24 protein-coding genes are annotated in these 21,893 nt (G+C 59.3%); 19 read left to right on the top strand and 5 right to left on the bottom strand.

The window, feature by feature from the left end; translation table 11 throughout:
* Positions 1-73: 73 nt before the first annotated feature.
* The 9 genes from guaA to phaeop14_RS06760 all read left to right on the top strand — a co-directional run bounded on the left by guaA (position 74) and on the right by phaeop14_RS06760 (position 10,205).
* Entirely contained in the window at positions 74-1,642 is a 1,569-nt protein-coding gene (guaA, locus tag phaeop14_RS06800) for a glutamine-hydrolyzing GMP synthase (protein ID WP_040168984.1), read from the top strand.
* A 145-nt stretch (positions 1,643-1,787) separates the two neighbouring features.
* Positions 1,788-3,368, top strand: a complete 1,581-nt coding sequence (locus tag phaeop14_RS06795; RefSeq protein ID WP_096789108.1) for a hypothetical protein — start codon at positions 1,788-1,790, stop codon at positions 3,366-3,368.
* A gap of 109 nt (positions 3,369-3,477) precedes the next feature.
* Positions 3,478-4,380: a DMT family transporter gene (locus tag phaeop14_RS06790; RefSeq protein ID WP_096789107.1), complete on the top strand. Its 903-nt coding sequence runs from the start codon at positions 3,478-3,480 to the stop codon at positions 4,378-4,380.
* Positions 4,381-4,487: 107 nt separating this feature from the next.
* Positions 4,488-5,594, top strand: a complete 1,107-nt coding sequence (locus phaeop14_RS06785) for an outer membrane protein transport protein (protein WP_040168979.1) — start codon at positions 4,488-4,490, stop codon at positions 5,592-5,594.
* Positions 5,595-5,792: 198 nt separating this feature from the next.
* Entirely contained in the window at positions 5,793-6,656 is an 864-nt protein-coding gene (locus tag phaeop14_RS06780; RefSeq protein WP_096789106.1) for an ATPase, read from the top strand.
* A 108-nt stretch (positions 6,657-6,764) separates the two neighbouring features.
* Complete coding sequence (metA, locus tag phaeop14_RS06775; protein WP_014874573.1) at positions 6,765-7,682, top strand: homoserine O-acetyltransferase MetA; 918 nt, start codon at positions 6,765-6,767, stop codon at positions 7,680-7,682.
* On the top strand, positions 7,633-8,664 hold the full coding sequence (locus tag phaeop14_RS06770) for an alpha/beta fold hydrolase (RefSeq protein ID WP_244905815.1): 1,032 nt from the start codon (positions 7,633-7,635) through the stop codon (positions 8,662-8,664). Before metA ends, phaeop14_RS06770 begins: the two co-directional genes overlap by 50 nt.
* Positions 8,665-8,725: 61 nt before the next feature.
* Positions 8,726-9,595, top strand: coding sequence for a polyphosphate kinase 2 (gene ppk2, locus phaeop14_RS06765; protein WP_096789104.1), 870 nt, complete (start codon positions 8,726-8,728; stop codon positions 9,593-9,595).
* Positions 9,588-10,205 (top strand): TetR/AcrR family transcriptional regulator, encoded by a 618-nt coding sequence (locus phaeop14_RS06760; RefSeq protein ID WP_040168970.1) that lies wholly within the window; start codon positions 9,588-9,590, stop codon positions 10,203-10,205. Before ppk2 ends, phaeop14_RS06760 begins: the two co-directional genes overlap by 8 nt.
* Before the next feature lie 112 nt (positions 10,206-10,317).
* Here the strand turns inward: phaeop14_RS06760 and rpsI are convergent, their stop codons facing one another.
* Both rpsI and rplM read right to left on the bottom strand, forming a co-directional pair.
* Positions 10,318-10,803 (bottom strand): 30S ribosomal protein S9, encoded by a 486-nt coding sequence (gene rpsI, locus phaeop14_RS06755; RefSeq protein ID WP_040168968.1) that lies wholly within the window; start codon positions 10,801-10,803, stop codon positions 10,318-10,320.
* Positions 10,804-10,808: 5 nt separating this feature from the next.
* The gene (gene rplM, locus phaeop14_RS06750; RefSeq protein ID WP_014874569.1) at positions 10,809-11,267 is read right to left on the bottom strand and encodes a 50S ribosomal protein L13; all 459 of its coding nucleotides are present in this window, start codon (positions 11,265-11,267) and stop codon (positions 10,809-10,811) included.
* Between the two features lie 297 nt (positions 11,268-11,564).
* On the opposite strand from rplM, the gene phaeop14_RS06745 reads away from it, so the two are divergent.
* Positions 11,565-12,089, top strand: a complete 525-nt coding sequence (locus phaeop14_RS06745) for a hypothetical protein (protein ID WP_096789103.1) — start codon at positions 11,565-11,567, stop codon at positions 12,087-12,089.
* A 94-nt stretch (positions 12,090-12,183) separates the two neighbouring features.
* Here the strand turns inward: phaeop14_RS06745 and phaeop14_RS06740 are convergent, their stop codons facing one another.
* Entirely contained in the window at positions 12,184-13,599 is a 1,416-nt protein-coding gene (locus tag phaeop14_RS06740; RefSeq protein WP_096789102.1) for an aminotransferase-like domain-containing protein, read from the bottom strand.
* Between the two features lie 91 nt (positions 13,600-13,690).
* Here phaeop14_RS06740 and phaeop14_RS06735 point away from each other — a divergent pair, with 91 nt between their 5' ends.
* From phaeop14_RS06735 to asd, 5 genes are all read left to right on the top strand, one after another.
* Positions 13,691-13,924: a DUF1127 domain-containing protein gene (locus phaeop14_RS06735; protein WP_096789101.1), complete on the top strand. Its 234-nt coding sequence runs from the start codon at positions 13,691-13,693 to the stop codon at positions 13,922-13,924.
* Between the two features lie 212 nt (positions 13,925-14,136).
* Positions 14,137-14,658, top strand: a complete 522-nt coding sequence (gene speD / locus phaeop14_RS06730; RefSeq protein WP_040168959.1) for an adenosylmethionine decarboxylase — start codon at positions 14,137-14,139, stop codon at positions 14,656-14,658.
* A complete protein-coding gene (speE, locus tag phaeop14_RS06725) occupies positions 14,655-15,509 on the top strand; it encodes a polyamine aminopropyltransferase (RefSeq protein WP_096789100.1) in 855 nt (284 codons plus the stop codon). Before speD ends, speE begins: the two co-directional genes overlap by 4 nt.
* A 104-nt stretch (positions 15,510-15,613) precedes the next feature.
* Positions 15,614-15,850 carry a hypothetical protein gene (locus tag phaeop14_RS06720; protein ID WP_096789099.1) on the top strand — a complete coding sequence of 79 codons (237 nt, stop codon included), beginning with the start codon at positions 15,614-15,616 and terminating at the stop codon, positions 15,848-15,850.
* Between the two features lie 96 nt (positions 15,851-15,946).
* On the top strand, positions 15,947-16,837 hold the full coding sequence (asd, locus tag phaeop14_RS06715; protein ID WP_096789098.1) for an archaetidylserine decarboxylase: 891 nt from the start codon (positions 15,947-15,949) through the stop codon (positions 16,835-16,837).
* 18 nt (positions 16,838-16,855) lie between these two features.
* On the opposite strand, the gene phaeop14_RS06710 is transcribed toward asd, so the two are convergent.
* Positions 16,856-17,278 (bottom strand): PaaI family thioesterase, encoded by a 423-nt coding sequence (locus phaeop14_RS06710; RefSeq protein WP_040168952.1) that lies wholly within the window; start codon positions 17,276-17,278, stop codon positions 16,856-16,858.
* Positions 17,279-17,406: 128 nt separating this feature from the next.
* On the opposite strand from phaeop14_RS06710, the gene phaeop14_RS06705 reads away from it, so the two are divergent.
* From phaeop14_RS06705 to gluQRS, 4 genes are all read left to right on the top strand, one after another.
* Complete coding sequence (locus phaeop14_RS06705; RefSeq protein WP_096789097.1) at positions 17,407-18,195, top strand: enoyl-CoA hydratase; 789 nt, start codon at positions 17,407-17,409, stop codon at positions 18,193-18,195.
* A gap of 366 nt (positions 18,196-18,561) precedes the next feature.
* A complete protein-coding gene (gene trmFO / locus phaeop14_RS06700; RefSeq protein WP_096789096.1) occupies positions 18,562-19,905 on the top strand; it encodes a methylenetetrahydrofolate--tRNA-(uracil(54)-C(5))-methyltransferase (FADH(2)-oxidizing) TrmFO in 1,344 nt (447 codons plus the stop codon).
* Positions 19,906-19,938: 33 nt separating this feature from the next.
* Positions 19,939-20,553 carry a class I SAM-dependent DNA methyltransferase gene (locus tag phaeop14_RS06695; RefSeq protein WP_096789095.1) on the top strand — a complete coding sequence of 205 codons (615 nt, stop codon included), beginning with the start codon at positions 19,939-19,941 and terminating at the stop codon, positions 20,551-20,553.
* Entirely contained in the window at positions 20,550-21,425 is an 876-nt protein-coding gene (gene gluQRS, locus phaeop14_RS06690; RefSeq protein WP_096789094.1) for a tRNA glutamyl-Q(34) synthetase GluQRS, read from the top strand. The genes phaeop14_RS06695 and gluQRS overlap by 4 nt, the downstream gene beginning before the upstream one ends.
* 56 nt (positions 21,426-21,481) lie before the next feature.
* Here gluQRS and hisI read toward each other — a convergent pair whose 3' ends face one another.
* A complete protein-coding gene (hisI, locus tag phaeop14_RS06685; protein ID WP_040168941.1) occupies positions 21,482-21,859 on the bottom strand; it encodes a phosphoribosyl-AMP cyclohydrolase in 378 nt (125 codons plus the stop codon).
* Between the last annotated feature and the right edge of the window lie 34 nt (positions 21,860-21,893).

Here is a 21,893-nt window from a genome sequence, read left to right as displayed (position 1 = left end):
GCAGATAGCGCAAACGCGCTCCGAGGCGCGAAAATCCCTTGCGAATTCTGCGCCACTGCCCTATGGCGCGTGCATGACAGAGACATCCCACGACAGCCTTCTCATCATCGACTTTGGCAGCCAGGTGACGCAGCTGATCGCGCGCCGCCTCCGCGAGCTGAATGTCTATTGCGAAATCCATCCCTACCAGAATGTCACTATGGACTTTGTGCGCGAGATGGCGCCCAAGGCGGTGATTTTCTCCGGTGGACCCGACAGCGTGACCCGCGACGGCAGCCCCCGCGCCCCGCAGGAGATCTTTGATCTTGGGGTGCCGATCCTGGGCATTTGCTACGGCCAGCAGGTGATGATGCACCAGTTGGGCGGCAAGGTGCTATCCGGCCATGGCACCGCCGAGTTTGGTCGCGCCTATGTGACCCCAACAGTCAGCAGCCTGCCCCTGCTGGACGGCTGGTTTGCCGACGACAGCGACCGTGAACAGGTCTGGATGAGCCACGGTGACCACGTCAGTGAGATTGCACCGGGGTTTGAGGTCTACGGCACCTCCCCCAATGCGCCCTTCGCGATCACCGCAGATGTCAGCCGCAATTTCTACGCCGTGCAGTTCCATCCGGAGGTGCATCACACCCCGAATGGCGCCAAACTCTACGAGAACTTCGTGAAGATTGCCGGCTTCACCGGTGACTGGACCATGGGTGCCTACCGTGAGCAGGCGATCCAGGCGATCCGCGATCAGGTTGGCGACAAGAAAGTTATCTGTGGTCTCTCCGGCGGTGTCGACAGCTCGGTGGCTGCGATCCTGATCCATGAGGCAATCGGCGATCAGCTGACCTGCGTGTTTGTAGACCATGGCCTGCTGCGCAAGAATGAGGCTGAAGAGGTCGTCACGATGTTCCGTGACAACTACAACATCCAGCTGATCCACGCGGATGAGCAGGAGTTGTTCCTGGGCGAGTTGGACGGTCAGTCGGATCCCGAAACCAAACGCAAGATCATCGGCAAGCTGTTCATCGACGTATTCCAGAAACACGCCAACACGATTGAGGGCGCCGAGTTTCTGGCCCAGGGCACGCTCTACCCGGATGTGATTGAATCGGTGTCCTTTTCCGGCGGCCCATCAGTCACCATCAAGAGCCACCACAATGTCGGTGGCCTACCAGAGAAGATGGGCCTCAAGCTGGTGGAGCCGTTGCGCGAACTGTTCAAGGACGAGGTCCGCGCCCTGGGCCGCGAACTGGGCCTGCCGACAAGTTTCATTGGCCGCCATCCCTTCCCCGGACCAGGTCTTGCGATCCGCTGCCCAGGTGAGATCACCCGCGAGAAGCTGGAGATCCTGCGCGAAGCCGATGCGATCTATATCGACCAGATCCGCAAGCACGGTCTCTATGACGACATCTGGCAGGCCTTTGTTGCAATTCTGCCGGTCCGCACCGTGGGTGTGATGGGCGACGGGCGCACCTATGACTACGCCTGCGCCCTGCGCGCGGTGACTTCTGTTGATGGCATGACGGCGGATTACTATCCATTCAGCCACGACTTCCTTGGTGAAACCGCCACGCGAATCATCAACGAGGTGAAAGGCATCAATCGCTGCACCTATGACATCACCTCAAAACCGCCCGGCACCATCGAGTGGGAATAAACCTACACACCAAACCCCGGCCCAGCGGCCGGGGTTTCTCTTTTTTGGAAAGCCCTGCTCTTATTGTGTTTTCATCTGTCTATTAATGATTTGAACAATTCTCTCTGCGAGGTTTCGTAGAACCTTAATTGAGAGTATCTTCAGAATGATCATCTGCCATCCGCTCAAGCTTATTTTCATCAAGACAAAGAAAGTTGGCGGAACCTCATTTGAGATCGCACTGTCCAGTTATTGCGACGAAAACAGCATCATTACGCCGATCAGCCCAAAGGATGAAGAGATCCGGAAGGCATTGAGCTACCCGGGGCCTCAGAACCATCAAACCCAGACCTGGCCAGATGGAAATGAGGGCAAGCAGGCGTTCGTCAATCACATGACCGCCGGGCAGATCCGCGCCGCTGTTCCGCAGGAAATCTGGGAGAGTTACACCAAGATCACGATATGGCGTGATCCCTATGATGCGATTATCTCGCGCTACTACTGGGAGGGCATGGACAAACGCAACATTCCATTTGATCTGTTTGTCGAGAACTTCCGCAGCGTTTTGAGCGAGAACCGTCGTATCGCGCCGCTGGGTGGGCCGAACAGCCCCGACATCTTCCTGCGATACGAACATCTTGAGGAGGATGTCAACGCGCTGGGTGTCGATGACCTCTGGGCGCGGTTCTCAAGCCTAAGCGCCAAGGCCGCACTTCGTCCCAAACGTGGCGCCGATCCGGCAACCCTCTTCGCCAAGCATCCCGATACAGCTGATCTGATTGAACAGGAAGCCGCATCCGAAATTGCCCGGTTCGGCTACACGCGCCCAAATCCAACGCCAGCCCCCGGCACAGCCGAGCATGCCCCCCCTCGTGCGTCCGGCGACACCCCCTCAGTCAGCGCCCCGTCAGATAGCTCTCAGCCCGATTTCATCTTCACTCTCTCTGCAGGGCGCACCGGCACCGCCTGGCTCGCGCGATTTCTTAGCGATAACCTGAATATTCCGTCAGTGCATGAACCCCTTGGCCTTGATGCCTATGGCACCCGCCTGCCCAGTATCGGCCATATGAGGCACTTCAACACCTACGGCATGAACGGACCTCTCTGCGATTTTTGGGAGGGCAAGCTTAGTGAGCTTCAAGCGCCCTACGCTGAAAGCAATCACACCTTAGGAAAGTGCGGACTCATTGAGGCCCTTATTGACCACGGTCTTGCGCCGCGCACCACCATCATCATCCTGCGTCGCAACCTTGCCAAACAGATCGCAAGCTATGTCGTGCGCAATGATTTCTTCAATATCACCATCCCTTGGCAATGGTACCTGCATCCCGATTATCACAACAAGATTGTGGATCCGGCTCCTCTGAAGCATTTGGGAGATGTCGGCAGCGCGATCTGGTATGCGTTGGAAATGGAGGCGCGATATGCCTACTATAAACATATCTATGGTGGTCAGCTCCAATTCATCGAGTCTACATTGGAAGACGCCGTTACCCCGGATGGAGCGGCGAAACTGCTTCGGGCGCTAGGACATAAAGGGCACCCAAAGCTGCCACCCAAGGCGAATGCATCACCGCAAAATGGCAATATAACGGATACACTTGTTGCTGAGGTGGAAACACTGCTTTCACGGGTGAATTTCGATGCCGAAGAGGCAGCCCTGGCCTTTATCCAGCGCGGGAACCGGCTCGATGTTCCAGCCCTGCCACGCCAGTGCGCGGCGACCGGGAGGGTTGCTGCCGAATAGCTGTCACGGCATATCAGTGTCCCGGCACTGGACCGCGCGGCGAACATAGCTTGACCTAAGTTGAAAACTGACCCCTTCTGCCCGTTAGAATGGCGCATGAGGGGCAGTGATGGAATTGAACGACCGACCGATTGGGACGGCTGCGATCTGGATGATCGGGGCGATTATTTCTTTCTCCTCAATGGCGATTGCCGGACGGGAGGCGGGTTTGAGCCTCGACACGTTTGAGATCATGACCTACCGCAGTGCTGTCGGCCTGGTGATCGTCGTCGTGGTTCTGACCGCCACGGGCAGCTGGCCACAGGTGCGGCGCGACCGGCTGGGCCTGCACCTCATCCGCAACGCGGCCCATTTCACAGGGCAGAACCTCTGGTTTTTTGCTGTGACCCTGATCCCGCTGGCACAGGTTTTTGCGCTGGAATTCACCTCTCCGCTCTGGGTGTTGATGCTGTCACCGCTGCTGCTGGGCGAAGCTTTGACAAAACCGCGCGTGCTGGCGGCGGCTCTTGGTTTTATCGGGATCCTGATCGTGGCGCGCCCAAGCCCAGAGACCCTGAACCTCGGCGTGATCGCTGCGGCCAGCTCTGCTGTCTTCTTCGCGCTTACCATCATGTTTACCAAGCGGCTGACCCGGCATGAGCCGATCAGCTCCATCCTGCTGTGGCTCACCCTGATGCAACTGGCAATGGGTCTGGCGATATCTGGCTGGGACGGGGTAATTGCAATCCCAAATGCCGCAACGGCACTTTGGTTGCTGATCATCGGCTGCGCCGGGTTGGCCGCGCATTTTTGCATGACCAAGGCGCTCTCTATTGCTCCGGCCACTGTTGTCGTGCCCATCGATTTCGCTCGCCTGCCCACCATCGCTGTGGCCGGAATGTTGATTTATGGTGAAGCGCTTAACCACTGGATCTTGCTGGGCGCTGCAGTGATCTTTTGCGCCAACTACATCAATATTCTGGATGCTGCCGGGCGTCTGCCTAGGTATTTGGACCAGGAAACATCAGCCTGAGTTTCTCACCGTAGATTGCCTTTGCGTCAACATTGACCGAAAAATTCCCCCTTGCTAGCGTTTTCCAATGTTAAAACCAGACGCTCAAGTCTGGACAGGGAGGAACAATGAAACGCTATCTTGCAACGTCAGCGGCGCTGGCGCTGGCTTCTGGCTCAGCTATGGCCAGCGGTCTTGACCGCACCGGTCAGCCGATTGGCATCATCTTCGAAGAAGGCTCCTATGCCGAATTTTCGATCGCCACCACCTCGGCTGACGTCTCGGGCAAAGACCTGACGACGCTCAACCCGTTCGGGTCTGCCTCCGGCGATGTTGGCGATCGCTTCAACATGTTTGGCGCTGGCTACAAACGGGACATCAATGAACAGCTGTCCTTTGCTGTGATCTTCGATCAGCCCTGGGGCGTTGACATTGCCTATCCCGTTGGAAACTCGCTGCTTCTGGGCGGCACCACCGCCGAGGCAAATTCGAACGCAGTAACCGCACTGCTGCGTTACCGGTTCAACGAGAACTTCAGCGTCCACGGCGGCATTCGCTACCAAGAAATCGACGGTGAGATCAATCTGGCCGGAGGAGCCTACGCCTCTATTCCCGGTGGCACTTATAATGTCCGTGTGAATAAGGATGGTGCGTTTGGCTGGGTTGCCGGTGTTGCGTATGAAATTCCAGAAATCGCCCTGCGCGCAGCTCTGACCTACAGCTCCGAGATCACTCATAATTTCACCACCAATGAGAACCTCACTCCCGGCGGTGCCGCCACTTCGGCTGAGACCAAGACACCTCAATCGGTAAATCTGGATTTCCAGACCGGCATTGCGGCGGATACATTACTGTTTGCGAATATTCGCTGGGCCGAGCATAGCGTGACAAACCTCATCCCAACGACCTTTGGCCGTGACCTGATCGATCTGGACGATTCCTTCACCTACACGATCGGCGTTGGGCGCAAATTCAATGAGAATTGGTCCGGATCGCTGGCGTTCATCTATGAAGATGCCGACGGTGACAACCGGGTCTCCCCGCTTGCACCAACCCAAGGCATGGAAGCCATTCGCCTGGGCGTCCAGTACCAGCAGGATAAGATGAAAATCTCCGCTGGCATCCGCTACACAAAGCTGGGTGATGCATTCGCCTCGCCAGGTGGCACCCCCGTTGCCTATTTCGAGGACAACGACGCCGTCAGCTTTGGCCTGAAAGTCGGCTACAGCTTCTGATCCTGCGTAAAACCTGCGTGCGCTACAGGCCGCGCTGTAACAAAGACAGGGCCAGGACCAGCTTTGCCCCCGCACCCATGGTGCGGGGGTTTTTCGTGTCACGACTACATCTGATCAGGTCACCTTCGGGTGCTGCTGATTGACCCACGCGACATTGGTCAGTAGCAAGGCAAGGAACCAACAGGGACCGGATTTCAAATGCTCTATTCGTCTGCCGAAGAGTGGCGTAAGGCGCCGCATAAGCGGGTTTTGTTCTTTGGCATGTCCGGTCTGGGCAAGACCTATGTCAGCAATATCCTGCGCGGTGCGGGCAGCTGGTTTCACTATTCCATCGATTACCGCATCGGCACCCGCTACATGGGCGAATATATCGCCGACAATGCCAAGGCCGAGGCGATGAAAGTGCCGTTCCTGCGCGATCTGCTGTTGTCGGACTCGATATACATCGGCTCCAACATCAGCTTTGAGAACCTGACACCGGTCGCGTCCTACCTGGGCAAACCCGGTGATCCGGCCAAGGGCGGGCTGGCGATGCAGGAATATACCCGCCGTCAGGACCAGTTCCGCACGGCTGAGCTGAACGCGCTGCGTGATACTGGCTATTTCATCCACCGGGCTGCGCGGCTTTATGATTATCCGAACTTCATCTGCGACACTGGCGGCAGCATCTGCGAATGGGTCGACGCAAGCGACCCCAACGACCCGCTGCTGACGGCGCTGTCGCAGCAGACGCTGATGGTCTGGATCAAGGGCGACGAAGCCCATACCCAAGAGCTGATCCGCCGGTTCGACCGCGCGCCGAAACCCATGGCCTATGAACCGGCCTTCCTCACCCGCGTTTGGCAAAAGTATCTAAAGGAAAACACCCTATCAGAGGCCGATGTGGATCCTGATAGTTTCATTCGCTGGACCTATGAGCAGGCGCTGGCCCATCGCCAGCCGCGCTATGCCGCTATGGCTGAGAACTGGGGCGTCACGGTGACAGCCGATCAGATATCAGGCATCCGCACCGAGGCTGATTTCACAGACGTGATCGCGGGCGCTCTTGAGGCGCGCGGCTAGGCCTTCTACATCACGAGGGGCCAGAGACAGGCCCCTCGCCGGAGATCATCTCCGGATCAGAACGATCCCGACCGCTATGGGCGGGGCAAACATACCAAAGGACACGATATGCCGATCAAGATCCCTTCAGACCTCCCTGCCTATGACGTTCTCACGAACGAAGGCGTGATGGTCATGTCGCCGGATCAGGCGGCCCGTCAGGACATTCGCCCGCTGCGCATCGGCCTGTTGAACCTGATGCCGAAGAAGATCCAGACCGAGAACCAGTTCGCCCGGCTGATCGGCGCGACGCCCTTGCAGATCGACCTGTCGCTGATCCGCATGACAGAGCATCAGACCCGCAACACTGCCGCTGAACATATGGCCGAATTCTACCGTCCCTTTCAGGAGATCAAGGACCAGCGCTTTGACGGGTTGATCATCACTGGCGCGCCGATTGAGCATCTGGAGTTCGAGGACGTCACCTATTGGGACGAGCTGTGCGAGGTCTTTGACTGGACCCAGACCAATGTGCATTCCACCTTTGGTGTCTGCTGGGGCGGCATGGCGATGATCAACTACTTCCACGGGGTGAAAAAACACCTCCTGGATCACAAGGTCTTTGGCTGTTTCCGGCATCAGAACCTTGATCCTGCCTCGCCCTATCTGCGGGGGTTTTCGGATGATTGCGTCATTCCGGTGTCGCGCTGGACCGAAATCCGCCAGTCCGAGATCGACGCACGCCCCGGCCTGCGCAGCCTTCTGGGCAGTCAGGATGCCGGTCCCTGCCTGATCGAGGATCCGAGCCACCGGGCGCTCTATATCTTCAACCACTTTGAATACGACAGTGATACGCTGAAGCAGGAATATGACCGCGACGTGGCCAGCGGGACGCCGATCAACGTGCCGATGAACTACTACCCGGATGATGATCCTAGCCGCAAACCGCAAAACAGATGGCGCAGCCATGCGCATCTTCTTTATGGCAACTGGATCAATGACATCTACCAATCCACCCCCTTCGACATGGCTGAGATTGGTCGTTAAGGGCATGGTGACCGCCGGGTTGGTTCTGGCGCTTGGCGTTGGCGTGACGCTGTGGCGCGCAAACGCGCGCGAGGCGGAAGCGGTGTCGGCTTACCCACCGCAGGGCACATTTGTGACTGTCGAGGGGCAGCAGATGCACCTGCTGGATCTGGGACAGCCTGCCACCCTGCCCGCAGGCGAACGCGCGCCGGATCTGGTGCTGATCCACGGCGCGAGCGGCCATATCCGCGATATGACCTTCCGCCTCGCACCAGCCCTCAGCGACCGCTACCGGGTGATCATCGTCGACCGGCCCGGATTGGGCTACAGTGACCGCACCCGCGGCGCGCAAGCCTCCCTGAGCAAGCAAGCCGCCCTGATCCGTGGTGCGGTGGCCGACCTGGGGGCAGAGCGTCCCATCGTCTTGGGGCAAAGCTACGGCGGCGGGGTTGCGCTGGCCTGGGCGCTGGATGATCCCGACAGTCTCTCAGCGCTGGTCACCGTGGGTGCGGTCTCTCACCCCTGGCTGACGCCGCTCAGCACCTTCTACAAGGTGACCTCCTCACCCTTGGGTCAGCGGCTGGCGGTCCCCCTGCTGACCGCCTATGTGCCGGAGACCACCATTCGCGACACGCTGACTGAGGTCTTCGCCCCGCAACCCGTTCCGGCGGGGTATTTTGAGCATTTCGGCCCCGGCCTGACCCTGCGCCGCTCTGCCTTGCGGGCCAATGCGCGCCAGCGCGCTGACCTTCTGGCCGAAATCAAATTGATGGCGCCCCGATACAATGCCCTTCGCCTGCCCATTGAGGCGGTCCATGGCAGCGCGGATACCACCGTCGGGCTGGATCTGCACGCGCGCCAGCTGGAACGCGATGTGCCCACGCTCACTCTCACGGTGCTGGATGGGATCGGCCATATGCCGCATCAGGTCGCCACCGATGCGGTTGTGGCGGCGGTAGACCGGGCGGCAGCGCGGGCCGCACCGACAGAGAATTTGCGTTAAAACGATTCACATTTCTCTGCAAAGCCCCATATAAGGGACAGAAGACAGAAGGAATTTTCGAATGCCCCTGCCCTTTGACGGTGCCATCAGCGCGTTTTACCAGACCGAAGCCCCGGATGAGATCCGCGCCGCCCTCAAAAGCTCGGACAAGGACGATGTGCTGGATCCCGGCTTTCCCTATGACACACGGATGAGCCGCAAGCGCTATGACAAAGAGATGAAGCGCCTGCAGATCGAACTGGTGAAAATGCAGTCCTGGGTGCGCGCTACCGGCGCGCGGATTGCGATCATTTTCGAAGGCCGCGATGCGGCTGGCAAAGGCGGCACCATCAAGAGGTTCCGGGAAAACCTGAACCCACGCGGTGCCCGCATCGTGGCCCTGTCGAAACCCAGCGAACGCGAACAGACGCAGTGGTATTTCCAGCGCTATATCACCCATCTGCCTGCGGCCGGTGAAATCGTTTTCTTTGATCGCAGCTGGTACAATCGAGGCGTGGTGGAGCCAGTCTTTGGCTTTTGCACCGACGGCCAACGCGAACGGTTCTTTGATCAGGTCAACGGGTTTGAGGATGCACTGGTTGAGGATGGCATTCAGGTCTTCAAGATCTGGCTCAACGTCGGGCGCGCGGAACAGCTGCGCCGGTTCCTGTCGCGCGAAACCGATCCTTTGAAACAATGGAAGTTGAGCCCGATTGACGTAAAGGGGCTGAGCCTCTGGCAGGAATACTCCACCGCGATTGCAGACACGCTGACGCGCAGCCATTCGGACCACGCGCCCTGGACCATCGTCCGCTCGGATGACAAACGCCGCGCGCGGCTGGCCGCCATCCGCCGGGTGCTGCATGCGGTTGATTATGCCAACAAGGACGCCAAGGCGCTTGGTGATCTGGATGGTACGATCTGTGGCGGACCGGAACTTTGGGATGCCTAAACGCGGATATCACCACGGCAACCTGCGTCAGGCGCTGGTCGAAGCCGCATTGCACCTGATCGAGGCGAAGGGTCCAACCGGGTTTACGCTATCAGAGGCGGCCAAGAAGGCAGGCGTCACCCCAGCTGCGGTCTACCGTCATTTCGACGGGCGAGAGGATCTGATTGCCGAGGCAGGCCGACAGGGCTACGTCATGTTTGCCGATCTGATGCAGCACGCCTATGACAAATATCAGCCCTCTGCCCTGGCCGCGTTTGAGGCCACAGGCCGGGCCTATCTCGCCTTTGCGCGCAAACATCCAGGCCATTACATCGCCATGTTTGAAAGCGGCATTTCCGTGAACCGCACCCCGGAGCTGGCCGAGGCCGCCAATCGCGCGCGTGCCATTCTGGAGCGGGCCGCAGCGGATCTGAGCCAGCACATCCCGGCCGAAAAACGCCCGCCCGCCTCCATGTTCTCCGCTCATATCTTGGCGATGAGCCATGGGGTGGTTGAGCTTTATGCGCGCAACTCACCCGGTGCCGCCTCTCCCTTCCCGCCTGAGGATCTGCTGGAAAGCGGCATTGGCATCTATCTGCGCGGGTTAGGTCTGATTGAACCGGATAGCTGAGACTGACGGCCGGTGGCATCTGCACCGACTGACGTAGCCTCTAAACAGTCCAGACAACGAAAAAAGGCCGCAGATTGCTCTGCGGCCTTTTCCAATCCATGTGATCCAGCGATTAACGCTTGGAGAACTGGAACGAACGACGCGCTTTGCGACGACCGAATTTCTTACGCTCAACGACACGGCTGTCGCGGGTCAGGAAGCCAGCAGCTTTCAACGCGCCACGCAGGGACGGGTTGTAGAGTTGCAGCGCCTTGGAGATGCCGTGCTTGACCGCACCGGCCTGACCGGAGAGGCCACCGCCCTTGACGGTTGCGTAGACGTCGAATTCGCCTTCGACACCGGCAACCTGGAACGGCTGGCGCAGGATCATCTGCAGCACAGGGCGTGCAAAATATGCGTTCAGCTCTTTACCGTTGACGGAGACCTTGCCGGAACCCGGCTTGATCCAGACGCGGGCAACCGCATCTTTCCGCTTGCCGGTGGCATAGGCGCGGCCCAGTTCGTCACGAACGGGTTCGCGCGAAATGGTTTCTTCGGCTACGGTTTCTACGCCTGCAACGGCGCCGAGCTCTTCGAGAGTGTTGATCTGATCAGCCATCGGTCTCAGCTCCGGGTGTTTTTCTTGTTCATGGATTTAACATCCAGAACCTCGGGGGACTGGGCTTCATGCGGGTGCTCGGCACTTGCATAGATGCGCAGGTTGGTCATCTGCTGGCGCGACAGGCGGTTGCCGGGCAGCATGCGCTTCACAGCCTGGTAGACCACGCGCTCAGGGTGCGCGCCTTCCAGAATTTGCTGTTTGGTGCGGGATTTGATGCCACCGGGGTGACCGGTGTGCCAGTAGAAGTGCTCTTCGCGCTTCTTGCCGGTCATCTGGATTTTGTCAGCGTTGATCACGATGACATTGTCGCCCATATCCATGTGAGGAGTGAAGGACGGCTTGTGCTTACCACGCAGGCGCATGGCGACGATCGAGGCAAGACGGCCCAGCACCACGCCTTCGGCGTCGATGATGATCCACTTCTTCTCGATGTCTGCCGGAGTAGCAGAGAAGGTTTTCATATCAGGTCAATCCTGTTTGACGTGAAGGGCACACCAAGGCGGCACGCCCGAATTCGATGGACGGGGTTTACGGCAGCCCAATGCGCAGGTCAACACCCGTAAATCAGATTTAATTGTTCAAAAACATACACTTAAAAAATAGGTATAATAATACCCCAAATTTTGACACCGACCGACGCGCTGCTGCACCGATCAAAAACCGCAACTGTCGACGCGGAGCAGGCTAACACGCCTTTTCAGCCGTTACCCCACACGTTAAAGCTGCATCGGAAAGACGAATTATAGGATCTCACTAACATGTTTCGAAAACTTGCTCTGGCTGGCGCCCTGCCGCTGGCCCTTGGTGCCTGCATGCAAAACGCCGAAGTTACCGCTCCCCCGGTGACGGTGGCGCTCAAGAATCAAAATGCGACAGCGCCGCGCATTCAGGGCTACAAAGAGCTGACCTTCCGCACCCATGTCGTGCTGGACAAGGAGAAGATGAAGGCGACGGGCGGTCAACCCAGCAGCGCCAATATGCGCGAGGTTGTTGGCGCCAGGTGCACAGTCGAAAGCACCGAATTCAAGGCAACATTCATCACCCCGGCAAAAGTCAACGTTCCGGTGCTCAAACGTCGTCCGACACCGGCTTATGTGCAATGCAACGCAGGCGAACAGTCCGGCCGGACCATGCTCAAGCCTGAGCTGAACGGCACAGTGGTGGGCGGCGCCTCGGCTGCAGGTCTTCTGACTGCTGCCATTACCGCAGGCATCGCTGCTGGTCGCGACAACTGGTCGTTCATCGGCAACCATACCTCGGGCGTGTCGATCCTGGTCGAATAACCGACCCGGTCGATCATCCTATCATATATAAAGGGGCCTGACTGTTCAGGCCCCTTTCTCCTTCGCCGGACAGCCCTCCCTGAACTGGTCAACATCACACGCTGATTTGCTCTGGCGGGTTGTCCAAGAGGGCCCGCAGGCGCAGCATGGCGTCTTCGAACTGCTTCGGCGTGACATGGCCGTTCACCGCGATCCGCACCGCATTAGGGGCGCGGCCATCGCGCAGGGCAAACTCATCGGCCGACCGGATCTGAACGCCCTCGGCCTCCGCCGCGCGGGTAAAGGCGGCGGCGCGCCAGCCCGAGGGCAGTTTTAGCCACAGAAACGGCACGCTCTGCGACCAGATCAGATCAAACCCACCCAGAGTGTTGACCGCGATCCGTATGTAATTGTCCATTTCGCGACGCACATCGGCGACCAGCTTTCTGGTGCGCGGATCAGACAGCAGAATACGCGTCAGCTCAGCAACCGGCTGCGCAATTCCGAAGTAGCTGTATTCCGCCATCCGTCGCAGATCCCGGCCACGCCCCTTGGGGGCCAGCGCAAACCCAACCCGCAGCGACGGTGTCAGAGTTTTGGAAATCGACGAAACATGCCAAGAGAGATCCGGCGCCAGCGCGCGATAGCTTGGCGCGCGGGCTTCGCCCATGCGATAACAGTCATCCTCAATGATCTGCACCTCATGGCGGCGCAGCACTTCAAGGATCTGCTGGCGGCGTTCCAGCGGCGTATAAAGCCCGGTTGGATTATGCACCTCGGGACTGGTGCAGAGCACCATGGCGCCGGTTTTGCGGATCGCAAGTTCCAGAGAGTCGGGCAGAATGCCATGCTCATCCATCGCAACGCCCACAACCCGCGCGCGCACCAGTTCCGCCGCGCGCCGGAACCCAGCATAGGAGAGATCTTCCACCAGCACGGTCGGTTGCGGCCCCTTCAGAATAGCCTGCATCACCGTCAGGATGCCGTTCTGTCCACCATGGGTCAGCACCACGTCACGCTCATCCAGCGGGCCCAGCGGGTCCTGCGACAGCCAGTCGACCACAGCCTCACGCAGGGGGCGGTAGGCATCTCTCGTTGGGTAATTCAGGAGCTGTAACGGGTCCCCTTGCGAAATCTTGACCAGCGCCTCCCGGATCGCCGCCACCTGCCCCACATCCACCAACCGGGGGCTAAACAGGCTGACATGACCCGGATCTTTGACTTCCTTCAGGTGGAGCTGCCGCGACCAGACATCGTCCTGAACCTTGGTTTCCGGTTCCGCCACAAAGGTGCCGCGCCCCACCTCAGCCTGCAAAAGCCCCGCATCCGTCAGCAGAGAATAGGCCCGCGCCACAGTGCCCGGGGTGATCTTCAGCTGGTAAGCAAGCTCCCGCACCGGCGGCAGCTTTGTACCGATACAAAGGGTGCCATCCTCAACCGCGTTTCGGATTGTATCGGCGACCCGCTGATATTTGGGACCGGATCGGCCAGAAAGATCAGTTGGCAACTCATTCGGCCAAATTGTACCCATTACAATCCTTCCTTGGACATGATGCCTCACAAATTGTACCCAAGCATTGTGATATTAACACAGGATTGTATCAATACAATAGGAAAATGCCATGACACAGAACGCAACTCCCCCTTCGACGGATATGCTCTATCTCTCCAGCCGCCCCGCCCTGCCGGTGCTGGCGGAGGTTGCAGTCTCCTTTGCGGTTCTGGTCACCAAATGGACAGTGCGCCAGCGCACCCGCCAGGCATTGCGGCAATTGCCTCCGGAACTGCTCAAAGATGTTGGGCTGACCCGTGAAGATGCGCGACATCAAGGAACTCTTCCGTTCTGGCGCCCATGATCCCCGGGCAACGGAACCACCTGACGGCCGGGGCTTGCCCCGGCCTTTTTTATGGGCAGACCGCATCCATTTTAGAAAAAACCTCTTGATCGAATCCCGCACCCACCATAGATGCCGCTTCACTTTCGGTACCGATCCCAACCCCGGACTCTTATCCGGGGGGGCGCTAAGGGCCGGCTGGATTGTCATCTACTGGAACGAAGGGGAGTGTCATGACGGACGCCAACCTCTTCCAACTGGGGATCGGTCTGGAGACAGGCGCCCAAGAGGAAGATACCGCCCGCAGTGCAACCACTGCGATCGTAAACTCACTTGTGGATTCGGATCGCGAAGACCATTTCATCCGTCGGGATGGAAAGGTGTTTGCCGGAACCCATCTTATTATCGAGGTCATGAACGGCAGCGGTCTGGATTGCGAAACCCGCATTCAGAACGCATTCCGTAAATGCGTGGACGTCTGCGGCGCCACGCTGCTCCATATCCACACGCATAAATTCTCGCCGCAGGGCGTGTCCGGTGTCGCGGTGCTGGCCGAGAGCCATATCTCCGTCCATACTTGGCCCGAGATCGGCTATGGCGCCTTTGACGTCTTCATGTGTGGCGATGCCGAACCATGGAAAGCGGTTGATGTGCTGAAAGAGGCCTTTGACACGCCCACCGTTGAGGTGCGTGAACTGCTGCGCGGTGAGGAATTCCTCGCCAAGGGCATTCCTTCGAAGGAGGCGGCAGCATGAGCGATCAGACCTGGATCACAGAACGCCTGCACGCCCATTATGCGCAATCCCTGCGCGTTGATGAGATGCTCTATGACAGCAACACCGAGCATCAGCGCCTAAAGGTGTTTCAGAACGGCCAGTTCGGCCGCATCCTGACGCTGGACGACGTGGTGCAGACCACCGAAGGCGACAATTTCATCTACCATGAGATGCTGACCCATGTGCCGATCCTGGCGCATGGCAATGCAAAGCGCGTGCTGATCATCGGCGGCGGCGACGGCGGCATGGCCCGCGAGGCGCTGCGCCACACTTCGGTCGAGCATGTCACCATGGTGGAGATCGACGGCGGCGTGGTGGATTTCTCGAAAGAGTATCTGCCGATGCTGAGCGACGGCGCCTTTGACGATCCGCGCCTCAATCTAGTGATCAATGACGGTGCGCTCTTCATGAAAGAGAACACCGAACAGTTCGACGTCATCATCGTCGATTCCACCGATCCGATTGGCCCCGGTGAAGTGCTGTTCACCGACACCTTCTATGGCCACGCGGCCCGGTCGCTGTCTGAGGATGGCATCATCGTCACGCAGAACGGCGTGCCCTTCATGCAGGGCGATGAGCTGACCGGCACCCTGCGCGCGTTCAAGGCGCTGTTTGCCGATGCCTCCTGCTATCTGGCGACCGTGCCCACTTATGCTGGCGGACCGATGGCCTTTGGCTGGGGCAGCCATTCGGACAAGGCCCGCAATGTGCGCCATGAGGATCTGGAGGCACGCTTCGCCGCGGCTGGGATCGAGACCGGATACTACAACCCCGAGGTTCACAAGGCCGCCTTTGCCTTGCCGAACTACGTCAGAAAACTGTTCCCCTAACGGGACAGGCATTTGGGGGCTTCGGCCCCCTTTTTCTTTTGCGCTGACTTTACGCTTGCAGCCCGCGCTCTGCGCAGCTGACGCTGCTCTGCAGGGAGAGACATATGGCTCATATCAACAAGGTTATCAAATCGATCAACTTGGACGGCGAGTTGATCTGCACCGATATTTTTCAGCGACCTGACGGGAGTTATGGCTTCGACGAGTTCCGCCGCGATCCCGAGGATGGACGCGGTTGGTACAGCATTGGTCATTACGGCGAACAGGTGTTTACAGATGCCGAAGCCGCGATTGCCGCTGCAAAGACGCAAATCCACTGGGTACAGGATAAGATCGATTGAAGGACACGGCCCGGTAGCGAGGGTCGTTAAACCCTTGGCCCGGGGCGCGCTTCTTGCTAGGCGCGACGGGAGCGAAACAAATTCTGGCAGGCCCCTATGCAGCGCGACCCGATCCTAGTTGTTGACCGCGACACCGGCGAAACCTTTGAGGAGGTGGTGCTTGGGGAAAAATGGATCCGCTGGGCCTATCAGAACGCCAGCGCAAAACCGGTGGAAAAACTGCTGTTCCGCTCCGCCCTGATCAGTCGGTTGATGGGCGCGTGGTTCGACTCGCGGTTCTCCAGAGGCAAGATCAGCGCCGTGATCGAGGATCTATCCATCGACATGAGCGAAGCCACCCAACAGGCTGATAAATATAAGACATTCAATGAGTTTTTCGCACGGAACCTGAAGCCTGAGGCGCGGCCTTTTGATCCTTCCCCCAGCGTGATTGCCAGCCCCGCAGACGGCCGCGTGCTGGTGTTTCCTGAACTGGCCGAGGATGTCTTTGTCCCCGTGAAGGGTCATCCGATGTCCATTCGCACCATGCTGCCCGGCATCGCGGATCGTTTCATCGGTGGCGCGCTCGCCATCGTGCGGCTGTGTCCTGCGGATTATCACCGCTATCATTTCCCCGCCTCCGGTCGGATCAGCGCCGCAAAGGATCTGCCCGGCGCGCTCCATTCGGTGAACCCGATTGCACTGGGCGCCGGGCCGGATGTCTTTGGCGAGAACAAACGCAGCTGGACCCTGATCGACACAGACGCCATCGGCAGCTACGCCTTTGTTGAAGTGGGCGCCTTTGGCGTCGGCTCCATCATCAACACCCGCACCTCAGGCGCTGTCGAGAAGATGGACGAAAAAGGCTACTTCAAATTTGGTGGCTCCACGGTTGTGGTGGTGTTTGAACCGGGCCGCGTGCAGTTCAGCGACGATCTGGTCGCCAACAGTGCCAAGGGCCGCGAGACGCTGGTGAAAGTCGGCCAGCCGCTGGCCACGGCTATCTGACGTCTAGCGCCCAGGTGCTTATCGTTCTGGCGGGATCGCATAGGTCATGGTGGAGCGCGCCACCGGTCGCGGATCCCCTTCCGAAAACAACAGCACATCGCCCACCGCAAGCTGGCGGCCCAGTTTCAACAGCTTGCCCTCCGCCACCAGAGGCGTGCCGCCGACCGGCTTGCGCATGAAATCGAAGGAGGCGTTGGTGGTCACCGCCAGCGCCTTGCGCCCCAGTCGCGACAGAACCAGCGCATAAACCGTGACATCGGCCAGCCCGAACATCGACGGGCCGGAGATCGTCCCGCCGGGGCGCAGGTGGCGCTCATCCACCAGAAGCCGCATGGTGATGCCGTCCTCGTCCAATCTGTCGATGACAAAGTCATTGGCAACCTCTGCAAATACCTCTTGCAGATACGCCCCCAGCCCTGCGGCATCAAACGCCAATCCCATTATGTGCTCTCTCCCTCATTTTCCCGGTTCCCTGCGAGCGGATGTCGCATGGGGTTGCCGCGCAATACCGGTTCCCCCCTTTGCGCAACATGGTCTAACGTTGGCCTCAATCCGGGGAGGGACACAAGATGACAATTTTGGAACGTCACGACAGCAACGGCATCGCCACGCTTCATCTGAACGCGCCGGAGCGGCTAAATGCGCTCTCAGATGCGATGCTGGGCGCCTTGCAGACAGAAATCGACCGCCTGCGCCACGACAGTGAAACCCGCGTGGTGATCCTGGCCGGACGAGGCAAAGCCTTCTGTGCCGGCCATGATCTGCGTGAAATGACCGCGGGACGTCAGGCAGAAGATGGCGGGCAGGCCTATTTTGCGGACCTCTTTGACCGCTGCACGAAGGTCATGCTGGGCCTGCAGCAGATCCCCCAGCCGGTAATCGCGCAGGTGCACGGCATCGCCACCGCAGCGGGCTGCCAGCTGGTTGCCTCCTGCGATATGGCTGTCGCTGCGGAGGGCACGCGGTTCGGGGTCAATGGCGTCAATATCGGCCTGTTCTGCTCCACGCCCATGGTGGCGCTCACCCGAAATATCTCGCGCAAACACGCGTTTGAGATGCTGACCACGGGCGAATTCATCAGCGCCGCGCGCGCAGAGAAGTTGGGCCTGATCAACCGTATCGCCGCGCCTGAGGATCTGACAGAGGTCACACAGGCTCTGGCCCGAACCGTTGCCGACAAGCTCGGCGCCGCCGTTAAGATCGGCAAACGCGCGTTTTATGACCAGCTCCAGCTACCCACCGCCGAGGCCTATGCCCATACCGGCGCGGTGATGGTTGAAAACCTGATGCTGGGCGACACCATCGAAGGCATTGATGCCTTTCTGGAAAAACGCGACCCGAACTGGAAAAATCGCTGATCCGCTTAAAAAATATAAAAGATGTCGAAAATTTTAGTCTTTGTTTACGATTGGCGATTTATTGTTTCCATGTCGGGTCTTTCAAACAAGGCAAGATCATGGCAAAGATTGGGCAGGGCTTGTGAGACACGGTCACAAACCCCGGCACAATTAGGGTCGCTGATGCGGACCGTCCCTCCACCGGGTCTCTCCCCCGGCCAGACAGTTCCCCAGCGACCCCAATACCCCTCCCGCGCAGACCAATCGACATTGCGACTGATGGCGTTGGGTTAGCACAGACCCAAAAATGCCAGTTTTTCGCACCGATCAGCACAAGCCGCACCGCGCAATATTGCGTGACGGCCCCAGCTGCCCTATGTGGCGGGCATGACAAAAACATTGCATATCGTGGGCGGCGGCATGGCCGGCTCAGAGGCCGCATGGCAGGCCGCACATATGGGCGTAGACGTGGTGCTGCATGAAATGCGCCCGAAGGTAGAGACCTTTGCCCATCAAACCGGCAATCTGGGTGAGATGGTCTGCTCCAACTCCTTCCGTTCGGATGATGATGAGCAGAACGCCGTCGGCCTGTTGCATTGGGAAATGCGAGCGGCAAACGGTCTGATCATGTCCACCGCCGAGCAGCATCGCCTGCCCGCAGGGGGCGCATTGGCCGTGGACCGTGAGCCCTTTGCCGAAACCGTGACAGCCCGGCTGAAAGCGCTGCCGAATATCTCCGTTTCTTACGAGGAAATCACCGACCTGCCCACGGACGGTCACTGGATCTTTGCCACCGGCCCGCTGACCTCCGCCAGCCTGGGACAGGCCATTCAGCAGGAAACCGGCGCCGAGGCGCTGGCCTTCTTCGATGCCATTGCGCCAATCATCTACGCCGACAGCATCGACATGTCGAAGGCCTGGATGCAATCGCGCTATGACAAAGGCGAGACCGAGGAAGAGCGCACCGCCTATCTCAACTGCCCGATGGACAAGGACCAGTATGAGGCCTTCATCGACGCGCTTCTGGCCGCCGACAAGACCGAGTTCCACGACGGCGAGACCGCAGGTTATTTTGACGGCTGCCTGCCGATCGAGGTGATGGCCGAACGCGGCCGTGAAACCCTGCGCCACGGCCCGATGAAGCCCGTCGGCCTGACCAATCCGCATCAGCCAGAGGTCAAGGCTCATGCGGTCGTCCAGCTGCGTCGCGACAATGCGCTGGGGACCCTTTTCAACATCGTCGGCTTCCAGACCAAGATGAAATACGGCGCCCAGACAGAGGTTCTGCGGATGATCCCGGGGCTGGAGAACGCCAGCTTTGCCCGGCTCGGCGGCATTCACCGCAACACTTTCCTCAACTCGCCCACGCTTCTGGACAATCAGATGCGGCTGAAATCGAAACCCCATTTGCGCTTTGCCGGGCAGATCACCGGGGTTGAGGGCTATGTCGAAAGTGCCGCGATGGGTCTGCTTGCGGGCCGGATGGCAGCAGCGGAAATTCTGGGCAAAACCCTACCCGAAGTGCCGCAGGACAGCGCCATGGGTGCCCTGATCCACCACATCACCGGCGGTGCCGAGGCGAAGACCTTCCAGCCGATGAATGTCAACTTCGGACTGTTCCGCCCGGTGGAAGGGTTGAAAGGGGGCCGCCGCGGCCGCAAAGACCGCTACAAGGCCTACACCGACCGGGCAAAGGCCGCTTGGCAGGAATGGCTGGCAAACTTTTCCTAGACGCCTCATGCGGGCAGCGCCTAAACTGCCCGCATGAGCAAAAAGTTTCTCGACAAAGCCTATGACCTTGAAACACCGGAAGCGACCCTGACCCACTACGACCGATGGGCCGCTTCCTATGACGCCGAGATCGCCGAAAACGGCTATGCCACCCCCGGTCGCATTGCAGAGGCTTTGGCAAGCGTTCAGTCCGATATGTCCGAACCGGTTCTGGATTTTGGCTGTGGCACCGGACTTTCCGGCCTGGCGCTGCGACGCGCGGGATTTCAGACCATCGACGGTATGGAACCCTCTCGCGAAATGTTGGAACAGGCGCGTGCCAAAGGCGCCTATCGGCACCTGACGCAGATAGAAGTGACCGACACCCAACCAATCACCAAAGGCGCCTATCGCCTGATCACCGGTTGCGGCGTATTGGGAACCGGGGCCGCCCCACCAGCGGTATTTGATATGATTATGCACGCATTGCCACGGGGCGGGTTGTTTGTGTTCTCCTACAACGATCACGCGCTGGCGGATCCCGCCTACACGGGCAAGCTCAATGAATGGCTGGACTGTTCCGCTGCGCGGCTGCTATCTCGGGAGCATGGCGATCATCTCCCCGGTATCGACCTTAAGTCCACCGTCTACGTAATTGAGAAATCTTGACATTCACCACCCGCTTTGCGCCCTCGCCAACCGGTCCGCTGCATCTTGGCCACGCCTATTCCGCCCTTCTGGCACAGGACATGGCCGCCGCGAATGACGGCGTCTTTCTACTTCGGATCGAAGATATCGACACGGCCCGGTCTCGCCCGCACTGGGAACAGCAGATCTACGAGGATCTGGCCTGGCTGGGGATTGACTGGCCGCAGCCGGTGATGCGGCAATCACAGCGGCTGCCCCGTTACCGGGCCGCGCTTGATCAGCTCAGCACCATGGGGCTCACCTATCCCTGCCGCTGCAATCGCCGCGATATTGAGGCCGCCGCAGGTGCACCCCAGGAAGGTGTGCCGCAATTCGGCCCCGACGGACGCATCTACCCCGGCACCTGCCGGAACCGCGCGATGGCGGACGCTGGCGCCGAGGATGTGATCCGCCTCAATATGGAAAGCGCCGTGCGCGCTGCCCGGCTGCGGTCCTTCACGGAGACCGGTGAGACATATGGCGGCCAATATCCGCTTGATCCTGAGCGACTGATCACAACCGTCGGGGACATTATCCTTGTGCGCCGCGGCATGGGCAGCGCCTATCACCTCTCGGTGGTGGTAGATGATGCAGACCAGCATATCACCCATGTGGTGCGCGGCGCTGATCTGTTTGAGGCAACGCAGATCCACGTGCTGCTGCAAGCGCTGCTCGGCCTGCCCACGCCACTCTACCACCATCACACTCTGATCCGCGATGACAGCGGCAAACGGCTCGCCAAACGCGACGATGCCCGCGCCATTGCCAAATACCGTGCCGAAGGCGCAACCCCGCAGGATATACGCGCCCTGGTTGGCCTCATTGAGGCCAGCCCAGCCCCATCGTCTGGCTAAAAATATCCCCACCGGAGGCGCGGCCCCTCAGGGCCGTCTCCAGCGGGCAGCACGCCTTAGACCATTGGCTGCATCAACTCCACCTCTTCGCCATCGCGAATGGCGGTGTAGAAACAGCTGCGCCGGTTGGTGTGGCAGGCCGCCCCGGTCTGACGCACCACCGCCAACAGGCAATCGCGGTCGCAATCCACCCGCAGATCAACCAGCTCCTGCACATGGCCGGAGCTTTCCCCTTTGATCCAGAACGCCTGACGGGATCGTGACCAATAGGTGACCCGGCGGCTCTCCAGCGTTTTCATCACCGCATCAGCATTCATCCAGGCCATCATCAGGACCTCACCGCTGTCTTCCTCCTGTGCAATGCAGGGGATCAGACCGGCCTCATTATACTTTAGGCTAAGAGGATCAAACGACATGGCAAAAACCTTTTGCATCTGGGAACTGGCCCCCTATGTATTGGGAACAGCG

The organism is Phaeobacter piscinae (assembly GCF_002407245.1).
GTDB classification, from domain to species: Bacteria; Pseudomonadota; Alphaproteobacteria; order Rhodobacterales; family Rhodobacteraceae; genus Phaeobacter; species Phaeobacter piscinae.
This window is presented reverse-complemented; position numbering and strand designations above follow the sequence as displayed.

Excerpts from the sequence above, each read along its gene's own strand:
- rplM (WP_014874569.1), bottom strand. The coding sequence starts at position 11,267 with ATGAAAACCTTCTCTGCTACTCCGGCAGACATCGAGAAGAAGTGGATC.
- phaeop14_RS06770 (WP_244905815.1), top strand. The coding sequence starts at position 7,633 with ATGACATCTACCAATCCACCCCCTTCGACATGGCTGAGATTGGTCGTT.
- phaeop14_RS06745 (WP_096789103.1), top strand. The coding sequence starts at position 11,565 with ATGTTTCGAAAACTTGCTCTGGCTGGCGCCCTGCCGCTGGCCCTTGGT.
- phaeop14_RS06695 (WP_096789095.1), top strand. The coding sequence starts at position 19,939 with ATGAGCAAAAAGTTTCTCGACAAAGCCTATGACCTTGAAACACCGGAA.
- speD (WP_040168959.1), top strand. The coding sequence starts at position 14,137 with ATGACGGACGCCAACCTCTTCCAACTGGGGATCGGTCTGGAGACAGGC.
- asd (WP_096789098.1), top strand. The coding sequence starts at position 15,947 with ATGCAGCGCGACCCGATCCTAGTTGTTGACCGCGACACCGGCGAAACC.
- phaeop14_RS06720 (WP_096789099.1), top strand. The coding sequence starts at position 15,614 with ATGGCTCATATCAACAAGGTTATCAAATCGATCAACTTGGACGGCGAG.
- ppk2 (WP_096789104.1), top strand. The coding sequence starts at position 8,726 with ATGCCCCTGCCCTTTGACGGTGCCATCAGCGCGTTTTACCAGACCGAA.
- phaeop14_RS06740 (WP_096789102.1), bottom strand. The coding sequence starts at position 13,599 with ATGGGTACAATTTGGCCGAATGAGTTGCCAACTGATCTTTCTGGCCGA.
- rpsI (WP_040168968.1), bottom strand. The coding sequence starts at position 10,803 with ATGGCTGATCAGATCAACACTCTCGAAGAGCTCGGCGCCGTTGCAGGC.
- phaeop14_RS06735 (WP_096789101.1), top strand. The coding sequence starts at position 13,691 with ATGACACAGAACGCAACTCCCCCTTCGACGGATATGCTCTATCTCTCC.
- speE (WP_096789100.1), top strand. The coding sequence starts at position 14,655 with ATGAGCGATCAGACCTGGATCACAGAACGCCTGCACGCCCATTATGCG.
- phaeop14_RS06710 (WP_040168952.1), bottom strand. The coding sequence starts at position 17,278 with ATGGGATTGGCGTTTGATGCCGCAGGGCTGGGGGCGTATCTGCAAGAG.
- trmFO (WP_096789096.1), top strand. The coding sequence starts at position 18,562 with ATGACAAAAACATTGCATATCGTGGGCGGCGGCATGGCCGGCTCAGAG.
- metA (WP_014874573.1), top strand. The coding sequence starts at position 6,765 with ATGCCGATCAAGATCCCTTCAGACCTCCCTGCCTATGACGTTCTCACG.
- phaeop14_RS06780 (WP_096789106.1), top strand. The coding sequence starts at position 5,793 with ATGCTCTATTCGTCTGCCGAAGAGTGGCGTAAGGCGCCGCATAAGCGG.
- phaeop14_RS06705 (WP_096789097.1), top strand. The coding sequence starts at position 17,407 with ATGACAATTTTGGAACGTCACGACAGCAACGGCATCGCCACGCTTCAT.
- phaeop14_RS06795 (WP_096789108.1), top strand. The coding sequence starts at position 1,788 with ATGATCATCTGCCATCCGCTCAAGCTTATTTTCATCAAGACAAAGAAA.
- guaA (WP_040168984.1), top strand. The coding sequence starts at position 74 with ATGACAGAGACATCCCACGACAGCCTTCTCATCATCGACTTTGGCAGC.
- phaeop14_RS06760 (WP_040168970.1), top strand. The coding sequence starts at position 9,588 with ATGCCTAAACGCGGATATCACCACGGCAACCTGCGTCAGGCGCTGGTC.
- hisI (WP_040168941.1), bottom strand. The coding sequence starts at position 21,859 with ATGCAAAAGGTTTTTGCCATGTCGTTTGATCCTCTTAGCCTAAAGTAT.
- phaeop14_RS06790 (WP_096789107.1), top strand. The coding sequence starts at position 3,478 with ATGGAATTGAACGACCGACCGATTGGGACGGCTGCGATCTGGATGATC.
- phaeop14_RS06785 (WP_040168979.1), top strand. The coding sequence starts at position 4,488 with ATGAAACGCTATCTTGCAACGTCAGCGGCGCTGGCGCTGGCTTCTGGC.